This is a genomic window from Streptomyces sp. NBC_01465, assembly GCF_036227325.1.
In the GTDB taxonomy this organism is placed as follows: Bacteria; Actinomycetota; Actinomycetes; order Streptomycetales; family Streptomycetaceae; genus Streptomyces.
Genome location: NZ_CP109467.1, coordinates 977,601 through 994,717, shown reverse-complemented (window position 1 = coordinate 994,717; position 17,117 = coordinate 977,601). Strand labels below are relative to the sequence as shown.

Annotated in this window: 17 protein-coding genes and 5 tRNA genes; 14 read left to right on the top strand and 8 right to left on the bottom strand. The window is 71.1% G+C overall.

Features of this window, described 5'->3' with window-relative positions:
* The first annotated feature begins 17 nt into the window (after positions 1-17).
* Positions 18-521: a GNAT family N-acetyltransferase gene (locus tag OG707_RS04425; protein ID WP_329114532.1), complete on the top strand. Its 504-nt coding sequence runs from the start codon at positions 18-20 to the stop codon at positions 519-521.
* 3 nt (positions 522-524) lie between these two features.
* On the opposite strand, the gene OG707_RS04420 is transcribed toward OG707_RS04425, so the two are convergent.
* Complete coding sequence (locus OG707_RS04420) at positions 525-935, bottom strand: hypothetical protein (RefSeq protein WP_329114530.1); 411 nt, start codon at positions 933-935, stop codon at positions 525-527.
* Positions 936-937: 2 nt separating this feature from the next.
* Positions 938-1,297 carry a hypothetical protein gene (locus tag OG707_RS04415; protein ID WP_329114528.1) on the bottom strand — a complete coding sequence of 120 codons (360 nt, stop codon included), beginning with the start codon at positions 1,295-1,297 and terminating at the stop codon, positions 938-940.
* A 71-nt stretch (positions 1,298-1,368) separates the two neighbouring features.
* On the opposite strand from OG707_RS04415, the gene OG707_RS04410 reads away from it, so the two are divergent.
* The 9 genes from OG707_RS04410 to OG707_RS04370 all read left to right on the top strand — a co-directional run bounded on the left by OG707_RS04410 (position 1,369) and on the right by OG707_RS04370 (position 12,649).
* A complete protein-coding gene (locus OG707_RS04410; protein WP_329114526.1) occupies positions 1,369-2,016 on the top strand; it encodes an HAD family hydrolase in 648 nt (215 codons plus the stop codon).
* 327 nt (positions 2,017-2,343) lie between these two features.
* Positions 2,344-3,381, top strand: a complete 1,038-nt coding sequence (locus tag OG707_RS04405) for a methionine ABC transporter ATP-binding protein (protein ID WP_329114524.1) — start codon at positions 2,344-2,346, stop codon at positions 3,379-3,381.
* Complete coding sequence (locus tag OG707_RS04400) at positions 3,378-4,088, top strand: methionine ABC transporter permease (RefSeq protein WP_329114522.1); 711 nt, start codon at positions 3,378-3,380, stop codon at positions 4,086-4,088. The genes OG707_RS04405 and OG707_RS04400 overlap by 4 nt, the downstream gene beginning before the upstream one ends.
* Before the next feature lie 75 nt (positions 4,089-4,163).
* Positions 4,164-5,009: a MetQ/NlpA family ABC transporter substrate-binding protein gene (locus OG707_RS04395; protein WP_329114520.1), complete on the top strand. Its 846-nt coding sequence runs from the start codon at positions 4,164-4,166 to the stop codon at positions 5,007-5,009.
* Positions 5,010-5,161: 152 nt separating this feature from the next.
* Entirely contained in the window at positions 5,162-5,809 is a 648-nt protein-coding gene (locus OG707_RS04390; RefSeq protein ID WP_329114518.1) for a GNAT family N-acetyltransferase, read from the top strand.
* 89 nt (positions 5,810-5,898) lie between these two features.
* Complete coding sequence (cbiE, locus tag OG707_RS04385) at positions 5,899-7,077, top strand: precorrin-6y C5,15-methyltransferase (decarboxylating) subunit CbiE (protein ID WP_329114515.1); 1,179 nt, start codon at positions 5,899-5,901, stop codon at positions 7,075-7,077.
* A gap of 159 nt (positions 7,078-7,236) precedes the next feature.
* Positions 7,237-10,317 carry a nicotinate-nucleotide--dimethylbenzimidazole phosphoribosyltransferase gene (gene cobT, locus OG707_RS04380; protein WP_329114513.1) on the top strand — a complete coding sequence of 1,027 codons (3,081 nt, stop codon included), beginning with the start codon at positions 7,237-7,239 and terminating at the stop codon, positions 10,315-10,317.
* 224 nt (positions 10,318-10,541) lie between these two features.
* Positions 10,542-11,777: a uroporphyrinogen-III C-methyltransferase gene (gene cobA, locus OG707_RS04375; protein ID WP_329114511.1), complete on the top strand. Its 1,236-nt coding sequence runs from the start codon at positions 10,542-10,544 to the stop codon at positions 11,775-11,777.
* Between the two features lie 53 nt (positions 11,778-11,830).
* Positions 11,831-12,649: a TrmH family RNA methyltransferase gene (locus OG707_RS04370; RefSeq protein WP_329114509.1), complete on the top strand. Its 819-nt coding sequence runs from the start codon at positions 11,831-11,833 to the stop codon at positions 12,647-12,649.
* Between the two features lie 10 nt (positions 12,650-12,659).
* Here OG707_RS04370 and OG707_RS04365 read toward each other — a convergent pair whose 3' ends face one another.
* Positions 12,660-13,862 carry a protein kinase domain-containing protein gene (locus OG707_RS04365; RefSeq protein WP_329127610.1) on the bottom strand — a complete coding sequence of 401 codons (1,203 nt, stop codon included), beginning with the start codon at positions 13,860-13,862 and terminating at the stop codon, positions 12,660-12,662.
* Positions 13,863-14,064: 202 nt separating this feature from the next.
* Between OG707_RS04365 and OG707_RS04360 the strand changes: the two genes are divergently transcribed.
* The 4 genes from OG707_RS04360 (at position 14,065) to OG707_RS04345 (ending at position 16,425) form a co-directional block, all read left to right on the top strand.
* A complete protein-coding gene (locus tag OG707_RS04360) occupies positions 14,065-14,331 on the top strand; it encodes a hypothetical protein (RefSeq protein ID WP_329114506.1) in 267 nt (88 codons plus the stop codon).
* Between the two features lie 188 nt (positions 14,332-14,519).
* Entirely contained in the window at positions 14,520-14,726 is a 207-nt protein-coding gene (locus tag OG707_RS04355; protein ID WP_329114504.1) for a hypothetical protein, read from the top strand.
* 406 nt (positions 14,727-15,132) lie between these two features.
* The gene (locus OG707_RS04350) at positions 15,133-16,083 is read left to right on the top strand and encodes a phosphotransferase family protein (RefSeq protein ID WP_329114502.1); all 951 of its coding nucleotides are present in this window, start codon (positions 15,133-15,135) and stop codon (positions 16,081-16,083) included.
* 42 nt (positions 16,084-16,125) lie between these two features.
* The gene (locus tag OG707_RS04345) at positions 16,126-16,425 is read left to right on the top strand and encodes a TFIIB-type zinc ribbon-containing protein (protein ID WP_329114500.1); all 300 of its coding nucleotides are present in this window, start codon (positions 16,126-16,128) and stop codon (positions 16,423-16,425) included.
* Between the two features lie 60 nt (positions 16,426-16,485).
* On the opposite strand, the gene OG707_RS04340 is transcribed toward OG707_RS04345, so the two are convergent.
* The 5 genes from OG707_RS04340 to OG707_RS04320 all read right to left on the bottom strand — a co-directional run bounded on the left by OG707_RS04340 (position 16,486) and on the right by OG707_RS04320 (position 16,975).
* A tRNA-Val gene (locus tag OG707_RS04340) sits at positions 16,486-16,557 on the bottom strand.
* 41 nt (positions 16,558-16,598) lie between these two features.
* Positions 16,599-16,670, bottom strand: a tRNA-Val gene (locus OG707_RS04335).
* A 46-nt stretch (positions 16,671-16,716) separates the two neighbouring features.
* Positions 16,717-16,788 (bottom strand) — tRNA-Val (locus tag OG707_RS04330).
* A gap of 4 nt (positions 16,789-16,792) precedes the next feature.
* Positions 16,793-16,863 (bottom strand) — tRNA-Cys (locus OG707_RS04325).
* Positions 16,864-16,902: 39 nt separating this feature from the next.
* Positions 16,903-16,975: transfer RNA gene (locus tag OG707_RS04320), tRNA-Gly, on the bottom strand.
* Positions 16,976-17,117 lie beyond the last annotated feature (142 nt).

The window sequence follows — 17,117 nt, the reverse complement described above, 5'->3', positions numbered from 1 at the left end:
GCGGGAGGCATGCACACATGGGCATGAGCGTGACCATCCATGCGGCAACTGCGCAGGACGCCGAACAGATTCTGAAGCTCCAGTACCTGTGCTATCAGAGCGAGGCCGAACTCTACGGCGACTACTCCATCGAGCCCCTCACCCAGACCCTCGAGGCCCTGGGGGCCGAACTGGCCGACGGGTACGCGCTGGTGGCGCGCCTCGGCGACGAGGTGGTGGCATCCGTACGCGGCACGGTCGATGCCGGCGGCACGGCCAGGATCGGCAAGCTGATCGTCCACCCGCGCATGCAGCGCCACGGCCTCGGCGGCAGGCTGCTCGACGCCATAGAGGCCCATTTCGTCGCGGAGCCGGCAGCCAAGCGCTTCCAGCTCTTCACCGGCCACCGCAGCGAGCACAACCTGCGGCTCTACCGGAGCCACGGTTACGTCCAGATCTCCGCGCGCCAGGCGAGCCCGGCCCTCACGGTCGTGACCCTGGAGAAGGAGGCCGAGGCGGGGGCGTACGCAACGAGCGCGTAGCGCCTAGCGCTTGGCCTTCCGCAGCCACAACATGCCGAGCACCGGCAGGATCACCGGGATGAACAGATAGCCCATCCCGTAGTCCGACCACACCGTCGCGTCCGGGAACGCGGACGGGTCGGCCAGCGTCCAGGTGCCGACGACGAGGACGAAGACCAGCTCGGCGGCGCAGCACACCAGCGCCGCCCTGCGGGCCTTCTCGCCGCCCCGCACCAGGGAGTACGTGATGAATCCGTACACCACGGCCGCGACGGCGGACAGCGTGTAGGCGAGCGGCGCCTTGCCGAAGTCCATGATCATCTGGACGATCGAGCGGGACGCGGCGGCGACGGTGAAGACGCCGTAGAACCAGACCAGGACCCGTCCGGGCCCGGTGCCCAGCTGGTACGCCGGCTTCTCCTCAGCTGCGGTCATCGTCAGCCTCCCCAGATGTCGTAGAGCCGTACTTCGAGCACTGCAAGCACCACGGCCCCGGCCGAGACCGTCACCGAACCCCACCGGGTCCGCTCGGACAGCGACAGCACCCCGGCGGCGGGGACGGCCGCGAACGCGCCGATCAGATACGCGACGAAGACCGCCGTGCCCTGCTCCGGCCGCTCCCCGCGCCCCAGCTGCACGAAGCCGATCACCATCTGCACCAGGGCGAGGACCGAGACGACGGCCATGCCGATGAAGTGCCAGTCCTTGGTGGGCTGGTCCCGGTAGGCGGCATGACCGCACCAGGCGGCGAGTACGAGCGCGGCGGCTGCGACCGCGAACGTGAGGGCGTCAAGCATGACGTCGAGGGTATTACGCGGCGAAAGGCCCGATGCGCGCGGCCCCGGCCCCGCACGTAGGGTCGACGACCATGAAGATCTACGCCGATGCCCTCCTGTTCGACAACGACGGAACCCTCGTCTCCTCCCTGGAGTCGGTGAACCGCTGCTGGACGCGGTGGGCGCAGGAGTACGGCGTCACGGCGGCGGACTTCGCCGCGATCGAACTGCACGGCCGCCCCGCCGCCGAGATCGTCGCCGACCTGCTGCCCGCGGAGACCGTGCCCGGCGCCCTGGCCCGGATCGAACAGCTGGAGGTCGAGGACGTACGCGGGGGAGTCGAGCTCCTCCCCGGCACGGCGGCCCTCCTCGCCTCACTGCCCCCGCACCGCTGGGCCGTCGTCACCTCGGCCGGCCGCCGTCTTGCGGAGGCCCGGCTCGCCGAAGTCGGCATCACCCCCAAGGTGACGATCGCCGCCGACGACATCACCCGCGGCAAGCCCGACCCCGAGCCGTACCTCCTCGGCGCCGCTCGCCTGGGCGTCGATCCGGCGCGCTGCGTGGTCTTCGAGGACGCCCCCGCAGGACTCCAGGCGGGGCGCGCGGCCGGGATGAAGACCGTGGCCTTGGCCACAACGCACGACCGCTCGGAGCTGGTCGCCGACGTCGTCCTCACCGATCTCTCCGAGGTATCGGTGCAGGTCGTGGCAGGTGGACTGGAGATCACGACGGCCGGCTGACGTGAGACGAGGGCGTCCGCTATTCGGACATCCTCCCTGGCCCCGTACTCATGTCTGGTTTACTTGCCTGCATGACCACGACGAGCAGCCGCACCCTTGCGACCGAGGCGATGATGACGCCCGGTGCTCGTTGTATGTGTCGAATGTGCGACTTCTGAGGGTCCCCGCCTGAGTCCCGCGCCCCGAAGCGAGACCAAGAGCCTGCCCCGCGCACGAATTGCCTCCAGGTACTTCAGGTAGCCACTGCTGTGGCCGTGCTGCGCTTCCAGACGAATGCCCCGTGCCCGGCGGACATCGCGCCGCGCACTCGACAGTGACGGATTTTCTGTGATCACCACCACCGGCCTGACGAAGGTCTATGCCTCGCGCGGCCGAGAGGTCACCGCCCTGGACGGCGTCGACCTTCATGTCCGAGAGGGCGAGGTGTACGGCGTCATCGGCCAGAGCGGCGCCGGCAAGTCCTCGCTGATCCGCTGCATCAACCTCCTCGAGCGCCCCACCACGGGCACGGTGACCGTCGACGGCGTCGACCTCACCGCGCTGGCGGGACGGGGCCCGCGCGCGGGCAAGGAACTGCGCGCGGCACGCACCCGTATCGGCATGGTCTTCCAGCACTTCAACCTGCTGTCCTCGCGCACGGTGCAGGACAACATCGAGCTGCCGCTGGAGATCCTCGGCGTCACGGGTCGCGACCGCACCCGCAAGGCACTCGAACTCCTCGACCTGGTCGGCCTCGCCGACAAGGCGAAGTCCTACCCGGCGCAGCTCTCCGGCGGTCAGAAGCAGCGCGTCGGCATCGCCCGCGCACTCGCAGGCGACCCGAAGGTGCTGCTCTCCGACGAGGCGACGAGCGCCCTCGACCCCGAGACCACCCGCTCGATCCTCCAGCTGCTGCGCGACCTCAACCAGCAGCTCGGACTGACGGTTCTGCTCATCACGCACGAGATGGACGTCGTCAAGACGGTCTGCGACTCGGCCGCGCTCATGCAGAGCGGCCGGATCGTCGAGTCCGGCACGGTCAGCGAGATCCTCGCGACGCCCGGCTCCGAGCTCGCCCGCACGCTCTTCCCGGTCGGCGGCGAACCGTCCGGCGCCGACCGCACCGTCGTCGACGTCACCTTCCACGGTGAGGCCGCGACGCAGCCGGTGATCTCGCAGCTCTCCCGTACGTACAACATCGACATCTCCATCCTGGGCGCCGCGATGGACACCGTCGCCGGCAAGCAGATCGGCCGGATGCGGATCGAACTGCCCGGCCGCTTCGAGGAGAACGTCGTACCGATCGGATTCCTGCGCGAGCAGGGGCTCCAGGTCGAAGTGGCGGGCGAAGACGCGCCCGTCCTGGTGAAGGAAGGTGCCAAGTGACCTGGTCCGAGATGCAGCCGCTGCTGTCCCAGGGGTGTTGGGACACCCTCTACATGGTCGGCTGGTCGGCACTCATAGCCGTAGTTGTCGGTACGCCGCTGGGCGTGCTCCTCGTCCTGACCGACCGCGGTGGACTGCTGCAGAACACCCCGGTCAACAAGGTCGTGGGCTTCGTCGTCAACGTCGCGCGCTCCTTCCCCTTCCTGATCCTGCTCGTGGCGCTGATCCCCTTCACGCGCATGGTCGTCGGCACCAGCCTGGGCGCGGAAGCGATGATCGTGCCGCTCTCCATCGGCGCGATCCCGTTCTTCGCCCGCCTCGTGGAGACCGCCGTGCGCGAGGTCGACCACGGACTGGTCGAAGCCGTGCAGTCGATGGGCGGCTCCACCTGGACCGTCGTACGCAAGGCGCTGCTGCCGCAGTCCCTGCCGTCGCTCGTCTCCGGCATCACCACCACGATCATCGCCCTCATCGGCTACTCGGCCATGGCGGGCACGGTCGGCGGCGGCGGTCTCGGCGCGCTCGCGATCAGCTACGGATACCAGCGCTTCGAGACGGACTTCATGCTCGTCACGGTCGCCCTCCTGGTGGTCCTCGTGGTCCTGGTCCAGCTCATCGGCGACCTGATCGTGAGCGCACTGGCCAAGCGCGGCACCGGTCGCGCCGAGACGCGCCTGCTCGGCCGTCTGCGGCTCCGTACCGCCTGAGACTTTCTCTCCCCTGAGCCCGGACCCTTTGCCGGGCGGATCCATCCCGCACCATCCGCAAGAAAGGCACTCTTCGTGCGTACTTCTGTCAAGTTCTCCGCCACCGCCGTGGCCGTCGCCGCCCTCTCCATCGGTCTGACCGCCTGCGGCTCGGACTCCGGCAAGGCCGGCTCGTCCCCGGACGACGCCCTGGTCGTGGGCGCCAGCCCCACCCCGCACGCCGACATCCTCAAGTTCGTCAAGGACAACCTGGCTGCCAAGGCCGGTCTCAAGCTGGAGATCAAGGAGTACACGGACTACGTGACTCCGAACACCGCCCTCGAGGACGGTGACATCGGCGCCAACTACTTCCAGACCGCCGCGTACCTCAAGGACTTCAACGCCAAGAACGGCACGCACATCGTGGGCGTCGAGAACGTCCACGTCGAGCCGATGGGCCTGTACTCCAAGAAGGACACCAAGGCCTCGGAGCTGAAGAGCGGCGACACCATCGCCATCCCCAACGATGCCGTCAACGAGGGCCGCGCACTCCAGCTGCTCGCTGCCAACGACATCATCACGCTCAAGGACGGCGCGGGTTCCACCGCCACCGTGTCCGACATCAAGGACGCCAAGGGCCTGAAGTTCAAGGAGATCGAGGCGGCGCAGACCCCCCGCTCCCTGGACGACGTCACCGCCGCGGTCATCAACGGCAACTACGCTCTGGAAGCGAAGTTCAAGCCGTCGAAGGACGCCCTGGTCCTGGAGTCGGGCACCAACAACCCCAACGCCAACTTCCTCGCCGTCAAGAAGGGCAACGAGGACGACCCGCGCGTGAAGAAGCTCGAGAAGCTGCTCAACTCCGACGAGGTGAAGCAGTACATCGAGAAGACGTACGCCGACGGCTCGGTCATCCCCTCCTTCGGCGCCGTCAAGTCCTGACCCCCGCAAGGCCCTTGAGGACGAAGGCCCCGTACACCCCGAACACGGGTGTGCGGGGCCTTCCCCGTACCCACCCGCCCATGCACATCACCGGTCCCATGCTGCATGCTGTGCCTTTACGACGCGACGGTCCCTGCCCCATGGAGCAGCACATGACGAGCACCTTCCCGGACATCTCCATCAGTACGGACCGGCTCGTGCTGCGCCCGTTCGAGGAGGCGGACATCCCGTCGCTGACCGACATGATGAACGACGAGATGGTCACCGCCTGGACCTCGGCCCCGCACCCGTACCGCCAGATCGACGGCGAACGCTGGGTCCGCCGCATCGCCCCCGCCGAGCGCACCGCGGGCCGCGGCATCGTCCTGGCCGTCACCGAGTTCCTCACCCAGCGCCTGGTCGGCACCGTCCACCTCCGCGCCACCAACTGGCGCACCCTGGCCACCGAGGTCCGTTACGTCACCGCCCCCTGGGCACGCGGCGAGGGGTACGCGACCGAATCGGTCCTCGCCGTCGCCCAGTGGCTCTTCCGCGACCAGAAGTTCGAACGCATCGAACTCCGCACCCCCGCCGACAACACCGCGTCCCAGCAGGTCGCCCAGAAGATCGGCTGCATCAGCGAGGGCGTGCTCCGGAACGCCTGGATAGCGCGTACGCGCACCGAGAACGGCACCGACGGCGGCTGGACCGACATCCGCACCGACCTCATCGTCTGGAGCCTGCTCCCCGAGGACCTCGAAGGCGTCCCCGACCTGATGGCCGACGCCAACGGATACGGGACCTTCACCGACTGGAACTGATGCCATGAGCGGTCCCCGGCCGTAACAGGTACTCTCACGGTGCTCTTTCCCCCCGCCCCACCTGCGACGACTCCAGGAGACTGACGAAGATGGCCGACCGCGTCACGGTGATCGGCTGGGACGGTTCGCCGCTCACCGACGCCGCCAGGTCCGCCCTCTCCGCCGCCACCCTGGTGGCCGGGGCCGCACACCATCTGGCGCTCCCCGAGGTGCCGCCCAGTGCCGAAAGGATCCGTCTGGGCAGCGTGGACCTCGCCGCCCGCCGGATCGCCGGACACCGCGGCAGCGCGGTCGTCCTCGCCGACGGCGACCCCGGATTCCACGGTGTCGTACGCACCCTGCGCGCCCCCGAACACGGCCTGGAGGTCGAGGTCGTCCCCGCGGTCTCGTCGGTCGCCGCCGCCTTCGCCCGCGCCGGAATGCCCTGGGACGACGCGGAAGTCGTCGTCGCGCACCCGCGCACCCTGCGCCGTGCCGTCAACGTCTGCCGCGCCCACGCCAAGGTCGCCGTCCTCACCTCGCCCGGTGCGGGCCCCGCCGAACTCGCCCTCCTCCTCGAAGGCGTCCACCGCACCTTCGTGATCTGCGAGGAGCTCGGCACCGAGCGCGAACAGGTCACCGTCCTCACCTCCGACAAGGCCGCCGACCACGCCTGGCGCGACCCCAACGTGGTCATCGTCATCGGCGGTACGGGGCTGCGCGACACCCCTGCGGTACGCGGCTGGGCGCTGCCCGAGGCGGAGTACGGGGAGAACCTCGGCGAGGGCGAGTCGGCCGGCCTGCGCGCGGCCCAACTGGCCCGGCTCGGCCCGCGTACCGGCGACCTCGTCTGGGACATCGGCTGCGGCAGCGGAGCCCTGGCCGTCGAGGCGGCCCGCTTCGGAGCGGCCGTCATCGCCGTCGACGCCGACTCGGGCAACTGCGCGCGGACCGAGGCCGCCGCCCGGCGCTTCGGCGTACAACTGCAGGCCGTTCAGGGTCGGGCGCCGCACGTCCTGGAGCGGCTGCCCGAGCCCGACGTGGTCCGGATCGGCGGCGGGGGCGTGGCAGTTGTCACAGCTTGTGCCGACCGAAGGCCCGAGCGAATCGTGACGCACGCCGCCACGCGCGACGAGGCAGAGGCCCTCGGAGCGGCCCTCGCGGAGGGGGGATACACCGTCGAATGCGCCCTGTTGCAATCCGTCGACCTGGACACACGCGCCTGGACGGAGCGCGAGCGCTCGGTTGTTTTCCTGGTGTCCGGGCGTCGAGACGGTTCCTCCCCCTGACCCTGCCCCAGTACGGCGCGGGGTAGGCTGGCCGACTGTTGTACCGCGGCTGGGCGTTCGGCATTTCGTAGGCCAATGTCCTGAAAAGGGCCACCTCTTGGGGCCCCGGTGTGGTACGGCGGGACCGAAAGAGCGCTAGTCGATGGGCGAGGGGTACGCATGACTGACACCGGCCAGATCCCGGGCGAGGGACAGCCGGAGAACGCAGGCATGGTGGAGCAGCCGGGCATCCCCGCCCCCGGTGCTTACACCTTCCTCGACCCCTCCGAGAACACCGCCGAAGACGACGATCTGCTGCTGATGCCCGCATCGGCGGGCGCCTGGAGCGATCCTCAGCCCGTCCCCGCCGCGGCACCGGTACCCGAGTACGCCGCGCACGAGGCGGGCGGCCGGGACTCCGGCTCCGTGGACCTGAGCGACGTACGCGCCCAGTTCGACGCTCCTGCCCCGGCGACCACCTCGGCCCCGACGCCTCCGCCGGCCCGCAGGCCGCTGCACATGGGCCCGCCGATGCCCGACGCGTCCGCCGGTGTGGTGCGCTCGCTGGCCGATCGCGGTCCGACCGCGACGCCGGCCAATCCGGTGCCCGTACGGAACCCGGGACCGCCGACCACGGGCCCCGAGTACTTCGACATCCCCGTCGACGATGCGCCCGGCCTGCCGGGCCCGCAGCTCGGCGAGATCCCGCCGCAGGCCGCCTGGACGCCCGAGCCCCAGCCGGTCCTGGCGCAGGTTCAGGCCCAGGTTCAGGCCCAGGTCCAGACGCCGCCGCAGTTCTCCGTGGACGCCGTGGCCCCTGCCGCACCAGCAGAAACGGTCGTTCCCGAACCGGTCGCTGTCGTGCAGCAGGTGGAGACCCCCGCCGAGCAGCCCGCGCCTCTCGCGCCTCCGGCACCTGCTCCTCAGGTCCCGGCTCCGGCAACACCGGCGGCCCCCGTGGCCGCCGAGTCCGCCCCGGCGGAGACTCCCGCGCCGTTCGTGATGGAGCCCGTGCAGCAGCAGCCGCAGTTGCAGCCCCAGGGCCTGCCCCAGGTTCAGGCCTCGGGCCAGTTCGTGGCGGTCGAGGGCTCCCTCCCGTCCACCCCGCACCTCGCCCCGACGCCGGTGGCCGTCATGACGGTGCCGCAGCCCGAGCCTGTACAAGCGCCCGAGCCCGTACAGGCGCCCGAGCCCGGGCCCGAGCCCGTACCGGAACCGGCCGTCGAGCAGCCGGTCGCTCCGGTGGCGCAGGCCCCCGTGGCGGAGCCCGAGCCCGCTCCCGAGCCGGTCGTGGCGGCCGCACCCGCCGAGGCACCCGCGCCGGAGCCCGACCCGGCCCAGGCCCAGGCCCCGGCGTCCGAGTCGGCGGCGACCGTACCGGCGCCCCGCGACGGCGGCCCCGCGGCCCAACTCCCGGCCACCGAGGAGCCGGAGACCCTTCCGGTGACCGAGCCCGAGTCCGTACCGGCCGACCAGGTCGCAGAACCGCTGACGGCCGAAGAGAGCGAGAACGGGAGCGAGAACGAGTCCGCTCCCGCCCCCGGCTACGACGACGCCGAGCGCGAAGCCGTCCTGCGCGTGATGCGCGAACGCCGCGACATCCGCAACGGATTCCGCAGCGACCCCATCCCGCACGAGGTGCTGCTCCGCGTCCTCGAAGCGGCCCACACCGCCCCGAGCGTCGGCCACTCCCAGCCCTGGGACTTCGTCGTCATCCGCTCCGCCGAGACCCGGCGCACCATGCACGAACTGGCCCAGCGCCAGCGCGACGCCTACGCCAAGTCCCTTCCCAAGGGCCGGGCCAAGCAGTTCAAGGAACTGAAGATCGAGGCCATCCTCGACACACCGGTCAACATCGTCGTCACCGCCGACCCCACCCGCGGCGGCCGCCACACCCTCGGCCGGCACACCCAGCCGCAGATGGCCCCGTACTCCTCGGCACTCGCCGTCGAGAACCTCTGGCTCGCCGCGCGCGCCGAAGGCCTCGGCGTCGGCTGGGTCAGCTTCTTCGACGAGCGCGAGATGGTCCGCTCCCTCGGCCTCCCCGAGCACCTCGAGGTCGTCGCCTACCTGTGTGTCGGGTACGTCGACGAGTTCCCCGAGGAGCCGGAGCTGATGCAGGCGGGCTGGTCCAAGCGCCGCCCGCTCTCCTGGGTCGTGCACGAGGAGACGTACGGCCGCCGTGCACTCCCCGGCGAGGAGCCGCACGACCTCGTACAGGAGACGATCTCCAACATCCGCCCGCTGGACGCCAAGGCGCTCGGCGAGGCGTGGGAGCGCCAGAAGCGGATGACCAAGCCGGCCGGTGCGCTCGGCATGCTGGAGATCATCTCCGCGCAGCTCTCCGGTCTCTCCCGGATGTGCCCGCCGCCGATCCCGGAGCCCGCGGCCGTCGCGATCTTCGCGGGCGACCACGGGGTGCACGCCCAGGGCGTCACGGCCTGGCCCCAGGAAGTGACCTCCCAGATGGTCGCCAACTTCCTCGGCGGGGGAGCGGTCTGCAACGCCTTCGCCAACCAGGTCGGCGCCGAGGTCTGCGTCATCGACGTGGGCGTCGCGGGCGAACTCCCGGCCACCCCGGGCCTGCTGCCCCGCAAGGTCCGCCCCGGCACCGCCGACTTCACGACCGGCCCGGCGCTGACCCGCGACGAGGTCCTCTCGGCGATCCAGGTCGGCATCGAGACCGCCCGCGACCTGGTCGCAGCCGGCAACAAGGCGCTGCTCACCGGCGAGATGGGCATCGCCAACACCACCGCGTCGGCAGCCCTGATCTGTGTTTACACCGGCCAGGACCCGACGGAGGTCACCGGACGCGGCACCGGCATCAACGACGAGATGCACGCCCGCAAGGTGGACGTGGTCCGCCGCGCCCTGGAGCTCCACAAGCCGGACCCGGCGGACCCGATCGGCGTCCTCTCCGCGGTCGGAGGCCTGGAGCACGCGGCTCTGGTCGGCTTCATCCTCGGCGGGGCCTCCCTGCGTACGCCGGTGATCCTGGACGGTGTGAGCACCGGAGCAGCGGCCCTGGTCGCCCGCGCGATCGCCCCGGAGTCACTCGCGGCATGCATCGCGGGCCACCGCAGCGCGGAGCCCGGCCACGTAGCAGCGCTCAACAAGCTGGGCCTGCGCCCCCTGGTCGACCTGGACCTCCGCCTCGGCGAGGGCACGGGCGCACTGCTCGCCCTCCCGGTGGTCCAGAGCGCGGCAAGGGCGATGCACGAGGTGGCGACGTTCGACTCGGCAGGCGTAACGGAGAAGTAGCGCTGATCGGGCTGATTTTCAGCCCGTCCGGCGTTTGAGGACATCTTTTCGCGGGGTCCGGGGCAGCGCCCCGGCTTCGGGAAGGGGCGGGTTGGGGGAGGTCCTCACACCCCAGGCCCGCCCGCCCGGAGGCCACCGAAACACCCCCGCCCCCCGCCCCCCGTAAAGTGGGCCCGCACCCCCTCCCACCAGCGCACACGCACCCCGCACGAGGAGCCGCCGCCATGTCCGACGACCACTTCGCCTACCCCGTCGGACTCCGCCTCTCCGGCCGGCGCACCGTCGTCATCGGCGGCGGCCAGGTCGCCCAGCGCCGCCTCCCCGCCCTCATCGCGGCCGGCGCGGACATCGTCCTGATCTCCCCCTCCGCGACCCCCTCCGTCGAAGCGATGGCGGACGCGGGCGAGATCCGCTGGGAGAAGCGCACGTACCGCGAAGGCGACCTCGCCGACGCCTGGTACGCCCTGATCGCCACCGCGGACACCGAGGCGAACAACGCCGCGTCCGCCGAGGCCGAGCGCACCCGCACCTGGTGCGTCCGCAGCGACAACGCCGAGGCGGCCACCGCCTGGACCCCGGCAACGGGCCGCAGCGAAGGCGTCACGGTCGCCGTCCTCACCGGCCGCGACCCCCGCCGCTCGGCGGCAGTACGGGACGCGGTGGTCGAGGGCCTCCGCGACGGCACCCTCACCGCCCCCCAGCACCGCAACCGCACCCCCGGCGTCGCCCTCGTCGGCGGCGGCCCCGGCGACCCCGACCTGATCACCGTGCGCGGGCGCCGCCTCCTCGCCGAGGCCGATGTCGTCATCGCCGACCGTCTCGGCCCGCGCGACCTGCTCGACGAACTCCCGCCGCACGTCGAGGTGATCGACGCCGCGAAGATCCCGTACGGCCGCTACATGGCCCAAGAGGCGATCAACAACGCCCTCATCGAGCACGCCAAGGCGGGCAAGGCCGTCGTCCGCCTCAAGGGCGGCGACCCCTTCGTCTTCGGCCGCGGCATGGAGGAGGCCGAGGCGCTCGCCGCCGAGGGCATCCCCTGCACGGTGGTCCCCGGCATCTCCAGCTCGATCTCCGTCCCCGGCGCGGCAGGCATCCCGGTCACCCACCGGGGCGTGGCCCACGAGTTCACGGTGGTCAGCGGCCATGTGGCCCCTGACGACGCCCGCTCGCTCGTCGACTGGCAGGCCCTCGCCAAGCTCCGTGGCACCCTGGTCATCCTCATGGGCGTGGACAAGATCGGCGCGATCGCCCAGACCCTGATCACCCACGGAAAGTCCCCGGACACCCCCGTCGCCCTGGTCCAGGAGGGCACCACGGCGGCCCAGCGCCGGGTGGACGCGACCCTGGCGACGGTCGCCGACAAGGCCAAGTCCGAGGACGTACGCCCCCCGGCCGTGATCGTGATCGGCCCGGTCGTGAACGTCGGCACACCGGCCACCGCACGTACCCCGCAGTAACCGATCAAGCTCCCCACATTGGCACCACACCCAGGACAAGGCAGTATCACCCTGTGGCTGATCTCATCACTGTCGATGACCCCGACGACCCGCGCCTGCGCGACTACACGGGCCTGACCGACGTAGAACTCCGGCGCAAGCGCGAGCCTGCCGAGGGCCTGTTCATCGCCGAGGGCGAAAAGGTCATCAGACGCGCCAAGGACGCCGGTTACGAGATGCGCTCGATGCTGCTCTCCGCCAAGTGGGTCGACGTCATGCGCGACGTCATCGACGAACTCCCCGCGCCGGTCTACGCCGTGAGCCCCGAGCTCGCCGAGCGCGTCACGGGCTACCACGTGCACCGCGGCGCCCTCGCCTCCATGCAGCGCAAGCCGCTCCCCACCTCGGACGAGCTGCTCCGTACGGCCCGCCGGATCGTCGTCATGGAGTCGGTCAACGACCACACCAACATCGGCGCGATCTTCCGCAGTGCGGCAGCCCTCGGCATGGACGCGGTGCTGCTCTCCCCGGACTGCGCGGACCCGCTCTACCGCCGCTCGGTGAAGGTCTCGATGGGCGCGGTCTTCTCGGTGCCGTACGCACGCCTGGAGTCATGGCCCCGCGGCCTGGAGACGGTACGGGAGGCGGGCTTCAAGCTCCTCGCCCTCACCCCGGACGAGAAGGCCTCGGACATCGACGACGCCGCCCCGCACCGCCTGGACCGCGTCGCACTGATGCTCGGCGCGGAGGGCGACGGCCTGTCCACACAGGCCCTGGTCGCAGCCGACGAATGGGTACGCATCCCGATGGCGCACGGCGTCGACTCGCTCAACGTAGGAGCGGCCGCCGCGGTGGCGTTCTACGCGGTCGCGACGGGCCGCCCCACTTCCTGAGCCCGCGTCGTCACAGCTTCTGCGCGGCGGCGATCCCCAGCAGCACGATCAGCGTCACCACGACGAAGACGATCAGGCGCTGCCGCAGCATCCGCGGACTGGGCCCGGGACGCCGCCCCGAAGCCGTCGGACGGGTCGTCCCCGGACGGCTGCCGGCGGGCCGCGCACCGGTGCGCGAAGTATCGCGCGGGGCCGGCGGCCGGGCCCCGTTGCGGGGCGAGGACGGCCGCGGCGCCTGAGTCTGAGGCGTCTGCGGGCGGGCCCCGGAGTTCCCGTTGGTACGTCGCTGAGCCTGCTGGTGCGGCTCCGTGTAGCGCTCGGTGAGCCGCCCCGTCGGGCGGTCGAGCTGTGACTCGCGGCGCTGTATGGGCGGCCGGGACTCGGAGAGCCCCTGGGCCTCGCGTGCCGCGATCTCCTTGAGCCGCATGGAGAGTTGAAGCGTGCTGGGCCGGTCCTCGGGGTCCTTGGCGAGACAGGCCCGCACCAGCGGCGCGAGCGCGTCGTGGACCTCGTACAGATGAGGCTCCTCGTGCACCACGCGGTAGAGCATGACCTCTGAACTGCCGTGCCCGAAGGGCGAGTCGGCGGTCGCGGCGTACGCCAGGGTCGCGCCCAGCGCGAAGACGTCCGTCGCCGGGGTGACGGCGGCGCCGCGCACCTGCTCGGGAGCGAGGAATCCGGGCGAGCCCACGGCCGTACCGACATGCGTGAGCGTGCTGGCACCGGTGGCCCAGGCAATGCCGAAGTCGATGATCCGCGGACCCTTGGGGGACAGCAGGATGTTCGACGGCTTCAGATCGCGGTGGACGACACCCGCCTCGTGCACCGCCACGAGCCCCTCCGAGAGCGCGGCCCCGATCGAGGCCACCTCGGCGGCCGACAGCGGTCCCTCGTCGTTGACCTTGTCGTGCAGCGAGGGCCCGGGCACGTACTGCGTGGCGAACCAGGGCCGGTCGGCCTCGAGATCCGCCGCCACCAGCCGTGCCGTGCACCCACCGCGGATCCGCCGGGCGGCCGAAACCTCCCGTGCGAACCGCGACCTGAACTCCTGGTCCTCGGCGAGGTCGGGCCGGATCACCTTCAGAGCCACCCGCTGCCCGCGCCGATCGGAGCCGAGGTACACGACCCCCATACCGCCCGCGCCCAGTCGTCGGTGAAGCCTGAACGAGCCGACGACACGCGGATCCTCGCGCCGGAGCCGCATCATCGCCATGTCCATCCCCGCTGCCCGGTCCGTCTGACGAGGCACAGCTTACGTACCCGTGGCCCGGTGTGCTCATAGGCCGCGCCCTCGCGGCCCGACCGATTGTCAGTGCCGGGTGGGAAACTTGAAGAGTGGTCAGGAGGCCGGGGAACCAAGGCCCCTTGACCCGTGCGAGAACTCAAAAGTCCGTCGCAGAAGGGGGATTGGGTCGATGAAGGGTGACCGCGTGGAGATAGTCGTGGACGCGGGAGACACGACACGGACGTACGAAGTGGTGGCCAGCAGGGCGGGACGCCGGGTGGAGACGGCGGTCCGCAGAGGGGTGGTGGAAGTGAGCGAAGTCACGCGCAGCGGCTCGGTGGTGCGCACGGCACGCTTCATGGCCACCCGGGTACTGGCCCTGGTGGAGCAGCCGGTCCCCAGGGAGGACTCCTCCGAGCTGGAGGCACGTCCCCTCAGGGAAGACCCCAAGTCCTAGCGCCTGCTCTCCACCCTGGGGAGTACGTCGCAAGACCCCGGCTCATCCTCCTGGAGGCCCGGGAATCGGTACGAGGGCATGACGCCGGGGCCGCCCGGCGCGCCTAGATTTGAAGTCAAGCGGCGGGTGCAGCACTCGTCCCCCGAGGTCAGACACCCGCCGCTTGCCCATTCGACAGGAGAGGGACCATGGCCGACACGGCATCGCGGACGATGATCCGCACGCAGGGACGCAAGGCATACGCCGCGTTCGGCACCCGCCGTGCCGGCACCCGCCACCCGTTGGTGGCGGCCGTCATGGTACTTCCCCTGGCGGTGCTGCTCCTCTTCGTCTTCGGCGGCTGGGAAGCAGTGTCCACACAGGCGTCGTCCGTGGGCGTGATGCTCGGGCGCTGAGCGGCGCCCAGGATCCGGGAGAGCGGCCCGGGTCAGGGACATCCGACCAACAACCCCGTGGGGACGGGGGTGCGGCGGACGGCAGCGTTTGTCCGGTCAGCTGGGGAGCTGACCGGACAAACGCTTTTTCGTGCGGCCCCCGCGCGACTTCTTGACGCGGCCCTCGCACCGCACTGTTTCTTCGTGCGGCCCTCGCACCGCTCGGCGCTGGGGCGCCTCACGGGCTTCGTCCCGCTGCGCCGGACTCCGTCCGGCGGCGGCCCGATCCGCCCGCGCCCTGCGGGCTCTGCCCGCCGCCTGGTCGTTCCTCGTTCCGTAGGAGGGGCTCCGCGGCCAACCCCCGCTGTCCCGGCCGGGGCTGCCGCGTAGGCTCCCGCAGGGGACCGTGCCGAAGCCGGGGGAGACCGTGACCGAATCCGCTGTCGTGCGCGCGCTGCACAGCGCCGCCGAGTCCGGTGCGCATCCCGCCGGCCCCTGCAACGGGTGCGGCACCACGACGTCTGTCCTGGCGGACCGCCCGGACGGCGCCGTCGTACGGCACGGTGACGCCGTCGCCAAGGCGCACGCCCCGGACACCGATCCCGCCGCCCTCGAAGCCCGCGTGGCCGTCGCCGCCCACCCCCTCCTCGCCGGCATCCTGCTGCCCCCGCTGGCCCCCGCCGCCCCCGCGGCCCGCCCCGTCACCACCTGGCCCTACGGCGCCCCCGTCGACCCGGCAGACCCCGACGCCGCCCCCTGGGAAGAGGCCGCGGCCCTCCTGGCCCGCCTCCACACCGTCGAGCAGGCGGCCCTGCCCCGGCTGCCCCCGATGCGCGGCCCCGCCAAGGCCGCCCGGGCCCTGGCCCGTATGCAGGCCGCCGCCCCCGACCCGTCCGCCACCGAGCCCGTCCTTCGCGCCTGGCGGGCCCTCCCCGCCTGGGCCCGCGACGAGGCCCCGGCGCCCGGGCCCTCGTACCTCTGCCACGGCGATCTCCATCTCGGACAGCTCGTCAGACACCCCGCCCCCACCGGGCCCTGGCTGCTCATCGACATCGACGACCTCGGCCTCGGCGACCCCGCCTGGGACCTGGCCCGCCCCGCCGCCTGGTACGCCGCAGGGCTGCTCCCGCCGGAGACCTGGACCCGTTTCCTGGCCGCCTACCGCGCCGCACACGGCCCCGCGGTTCCCCCCGACGGCGACCCCTGGCCCCGACTCGACGTCCCCGCCCGCGCCCTCACCGTGCAGACCGCCGCCCTCGCCCTCGCCAAGTCGACCGCCGAGCGGCGCGAACTCGACGAGGCGGAGCGGGCGATGCTCGACTCCTGTGCCCGAATTGCCGCCCTCCCGCCCGAGTTGGCGAGCGATCCGTCATCGTAGGGTGAGCAGGTCACGTACCGACGGCGAGGAGTTGAGCCGAGCATGCAGTGTCCCAAGTGCCATGCACCGATGCACACGTACAACCGCAATGGCGTCCAGATCGAGCAGTGCAGTGGCTGCCGGGGGATATTCCTGGACTACGGGGAGCTCGAGTCGCTGACCCGCCTCGAGTCGCAGTGGGGCGGCCAGCAGGCGCCGCCCCCGCCGCCCGCCCCGCAGGCCTACCCGTCCGCCCCGGCCCCCGCGTGGGGAGCCCCGCAGCACGGCGGCGGCCACTACGGGGGTCACCACGGCGGCCACCACCGCAACAAGGGCTTCGGCCACATGCTGTTCTCCTCCTGACCGGAGGGACAACGACGAAGCCCCGGCCGTCTGTGACGGCCGGGGCTTCGGTGGATCAAGTGCGCGATACTGGGATTGAACCAGTGACCTCTTCCGTGTCAGGGAAGCGCTCTCCCGCTGAGCTAATCGCGCGGGCGACCTGCGAAAACTATCAGGCTTTGAGTTGTACTGCGTGCGCGATACTGGGATTGAACCAGTGACCTCTTCCGTGTCAGGGAAGCGCTCTCCCGCTGAGCTAATCGCGCGGGACGATCCATGCGGACCGGTACTGCGGTACTGCATCCTACTGCGTGCGCGATACTGGGATTGAACCAGTGACCTCTTCCGTGTCAGGGAAGCGCTCTCCCGCTGAGCTAATCGCGCAAAGAGGTGGAGACGGGATTTGAACCCGTGTAGACGGCTTTGCAGGCCGTTGCCTCGCCTCTCGGCCACTCCACCAGGAGTGAATACGGGGGTTCGGGAAGATCCCCCACATCGAGCGGACGACGAGACTCGAACTCGCGACATCCACCTTGGCAAGGTGGTGCTCTACCAACTGAGCTACGTCCGCTTGTCGTTTCCGTTTCGCTTGCGCGTCCCGGCGACGTGTTGAACTCTAGCGGATTCCGGGGCCAGTACAAAAACGCGTTTGTGCAGCGTGCTGCGGTGCGTTCACTCCGGAGCGGCCGCTCGGCGCCCGTCCTAGACTCTCG

What these genes read in the sequence shown, in the direction of transcription:
- OG707_RS04425 (WP_329114532.1), top strand. Translation starts at nt 18, where the DNA reads ATGGGCATGAGCGTGACCATCCATGCGGCAACTGCGCAGGACGCCGAA.
- OG707_RS04420 (WP_329114530.1), bottom strand. Translation starts at nt 935, where the DNA reads ATGACCGCAGCTGAGGAGAAGCCGGCGTACCAGCTGGGCACCGGGCCC.
- OG707_RS04415 (WP_329114528.1), bottom strand. Translation starts at nt 1,297, where the DNA reads ATGCTTGACGCCCTCACGTTCGCGGTCGCAGCCGCCGCGCTCGTACTC.
- OG707_RS04410 (WP_329114526.1), top strand. Translation starts at nt 1,369, where the DNA reads ATGAAGATCTACGCCGATGCCCTCCTGTTCGACAACGACGGAACCCTC.
- OG707_RS04390 (WP_329114518.1), top strand. Translation starts at nt 5,162, where the DNA reads ATGACGAGCACCTTCCCGGACATCTCCATCAGTACGGACCGGCTCGTG.
- cbiE (WP_329114515.1), top strand. Translation starts at nt 5,899, where the DNA reads ATGGCCGACCGCGTCACGGTGATCGGCTGGGACGGTTCGCCGCTCACC.
- cobT (WP_329114513.1), top strand. Translation starts at nt 7,237, where the DNA reads ATGACTGACACCGGCCAGATCCCGGGCGAGGGACAGCCGGAGAACGCA.
- cobA (WP_329114511.1), top strand. Translation starts at nt 10,542, where the DNA reads ATGTCCGACGACCACTTCGCCTACCCCGTCGGACTCCGCCTCTCCGGC.
- OG707_RS04365 (WP_329127610.1), bottom strand. Translation starts at nt 13,862, where the DNA reads ATGGCGATGATGCGGCTCCGGCGCGAGGATCCGCGTGTCGTCGGCTCG.
- OG707_RS04360 (WP_329114506.1), top strand. Translation starts at nt 14,065, where the DNA reads ATGAAGGGTGACCGCGTGGAGATAGTCGTGGACGCGGGAGACACGACA.
- OG707_RS04355 (WP_329114504.1), top strand. Translation starts at nt 14,520, where the DNA reads ATGGCCGACACGGCATCGCGGACGATGATCCGCACGCAGGGACGCAAG.
- OG707_RS04345 (WP_329114500.1), top strand. Translation starts at nt 16,126, where the DNA reads ATGCAGTGTCCCAAGTGCCATGCACCGATGCACACGTACAACCGCAAT.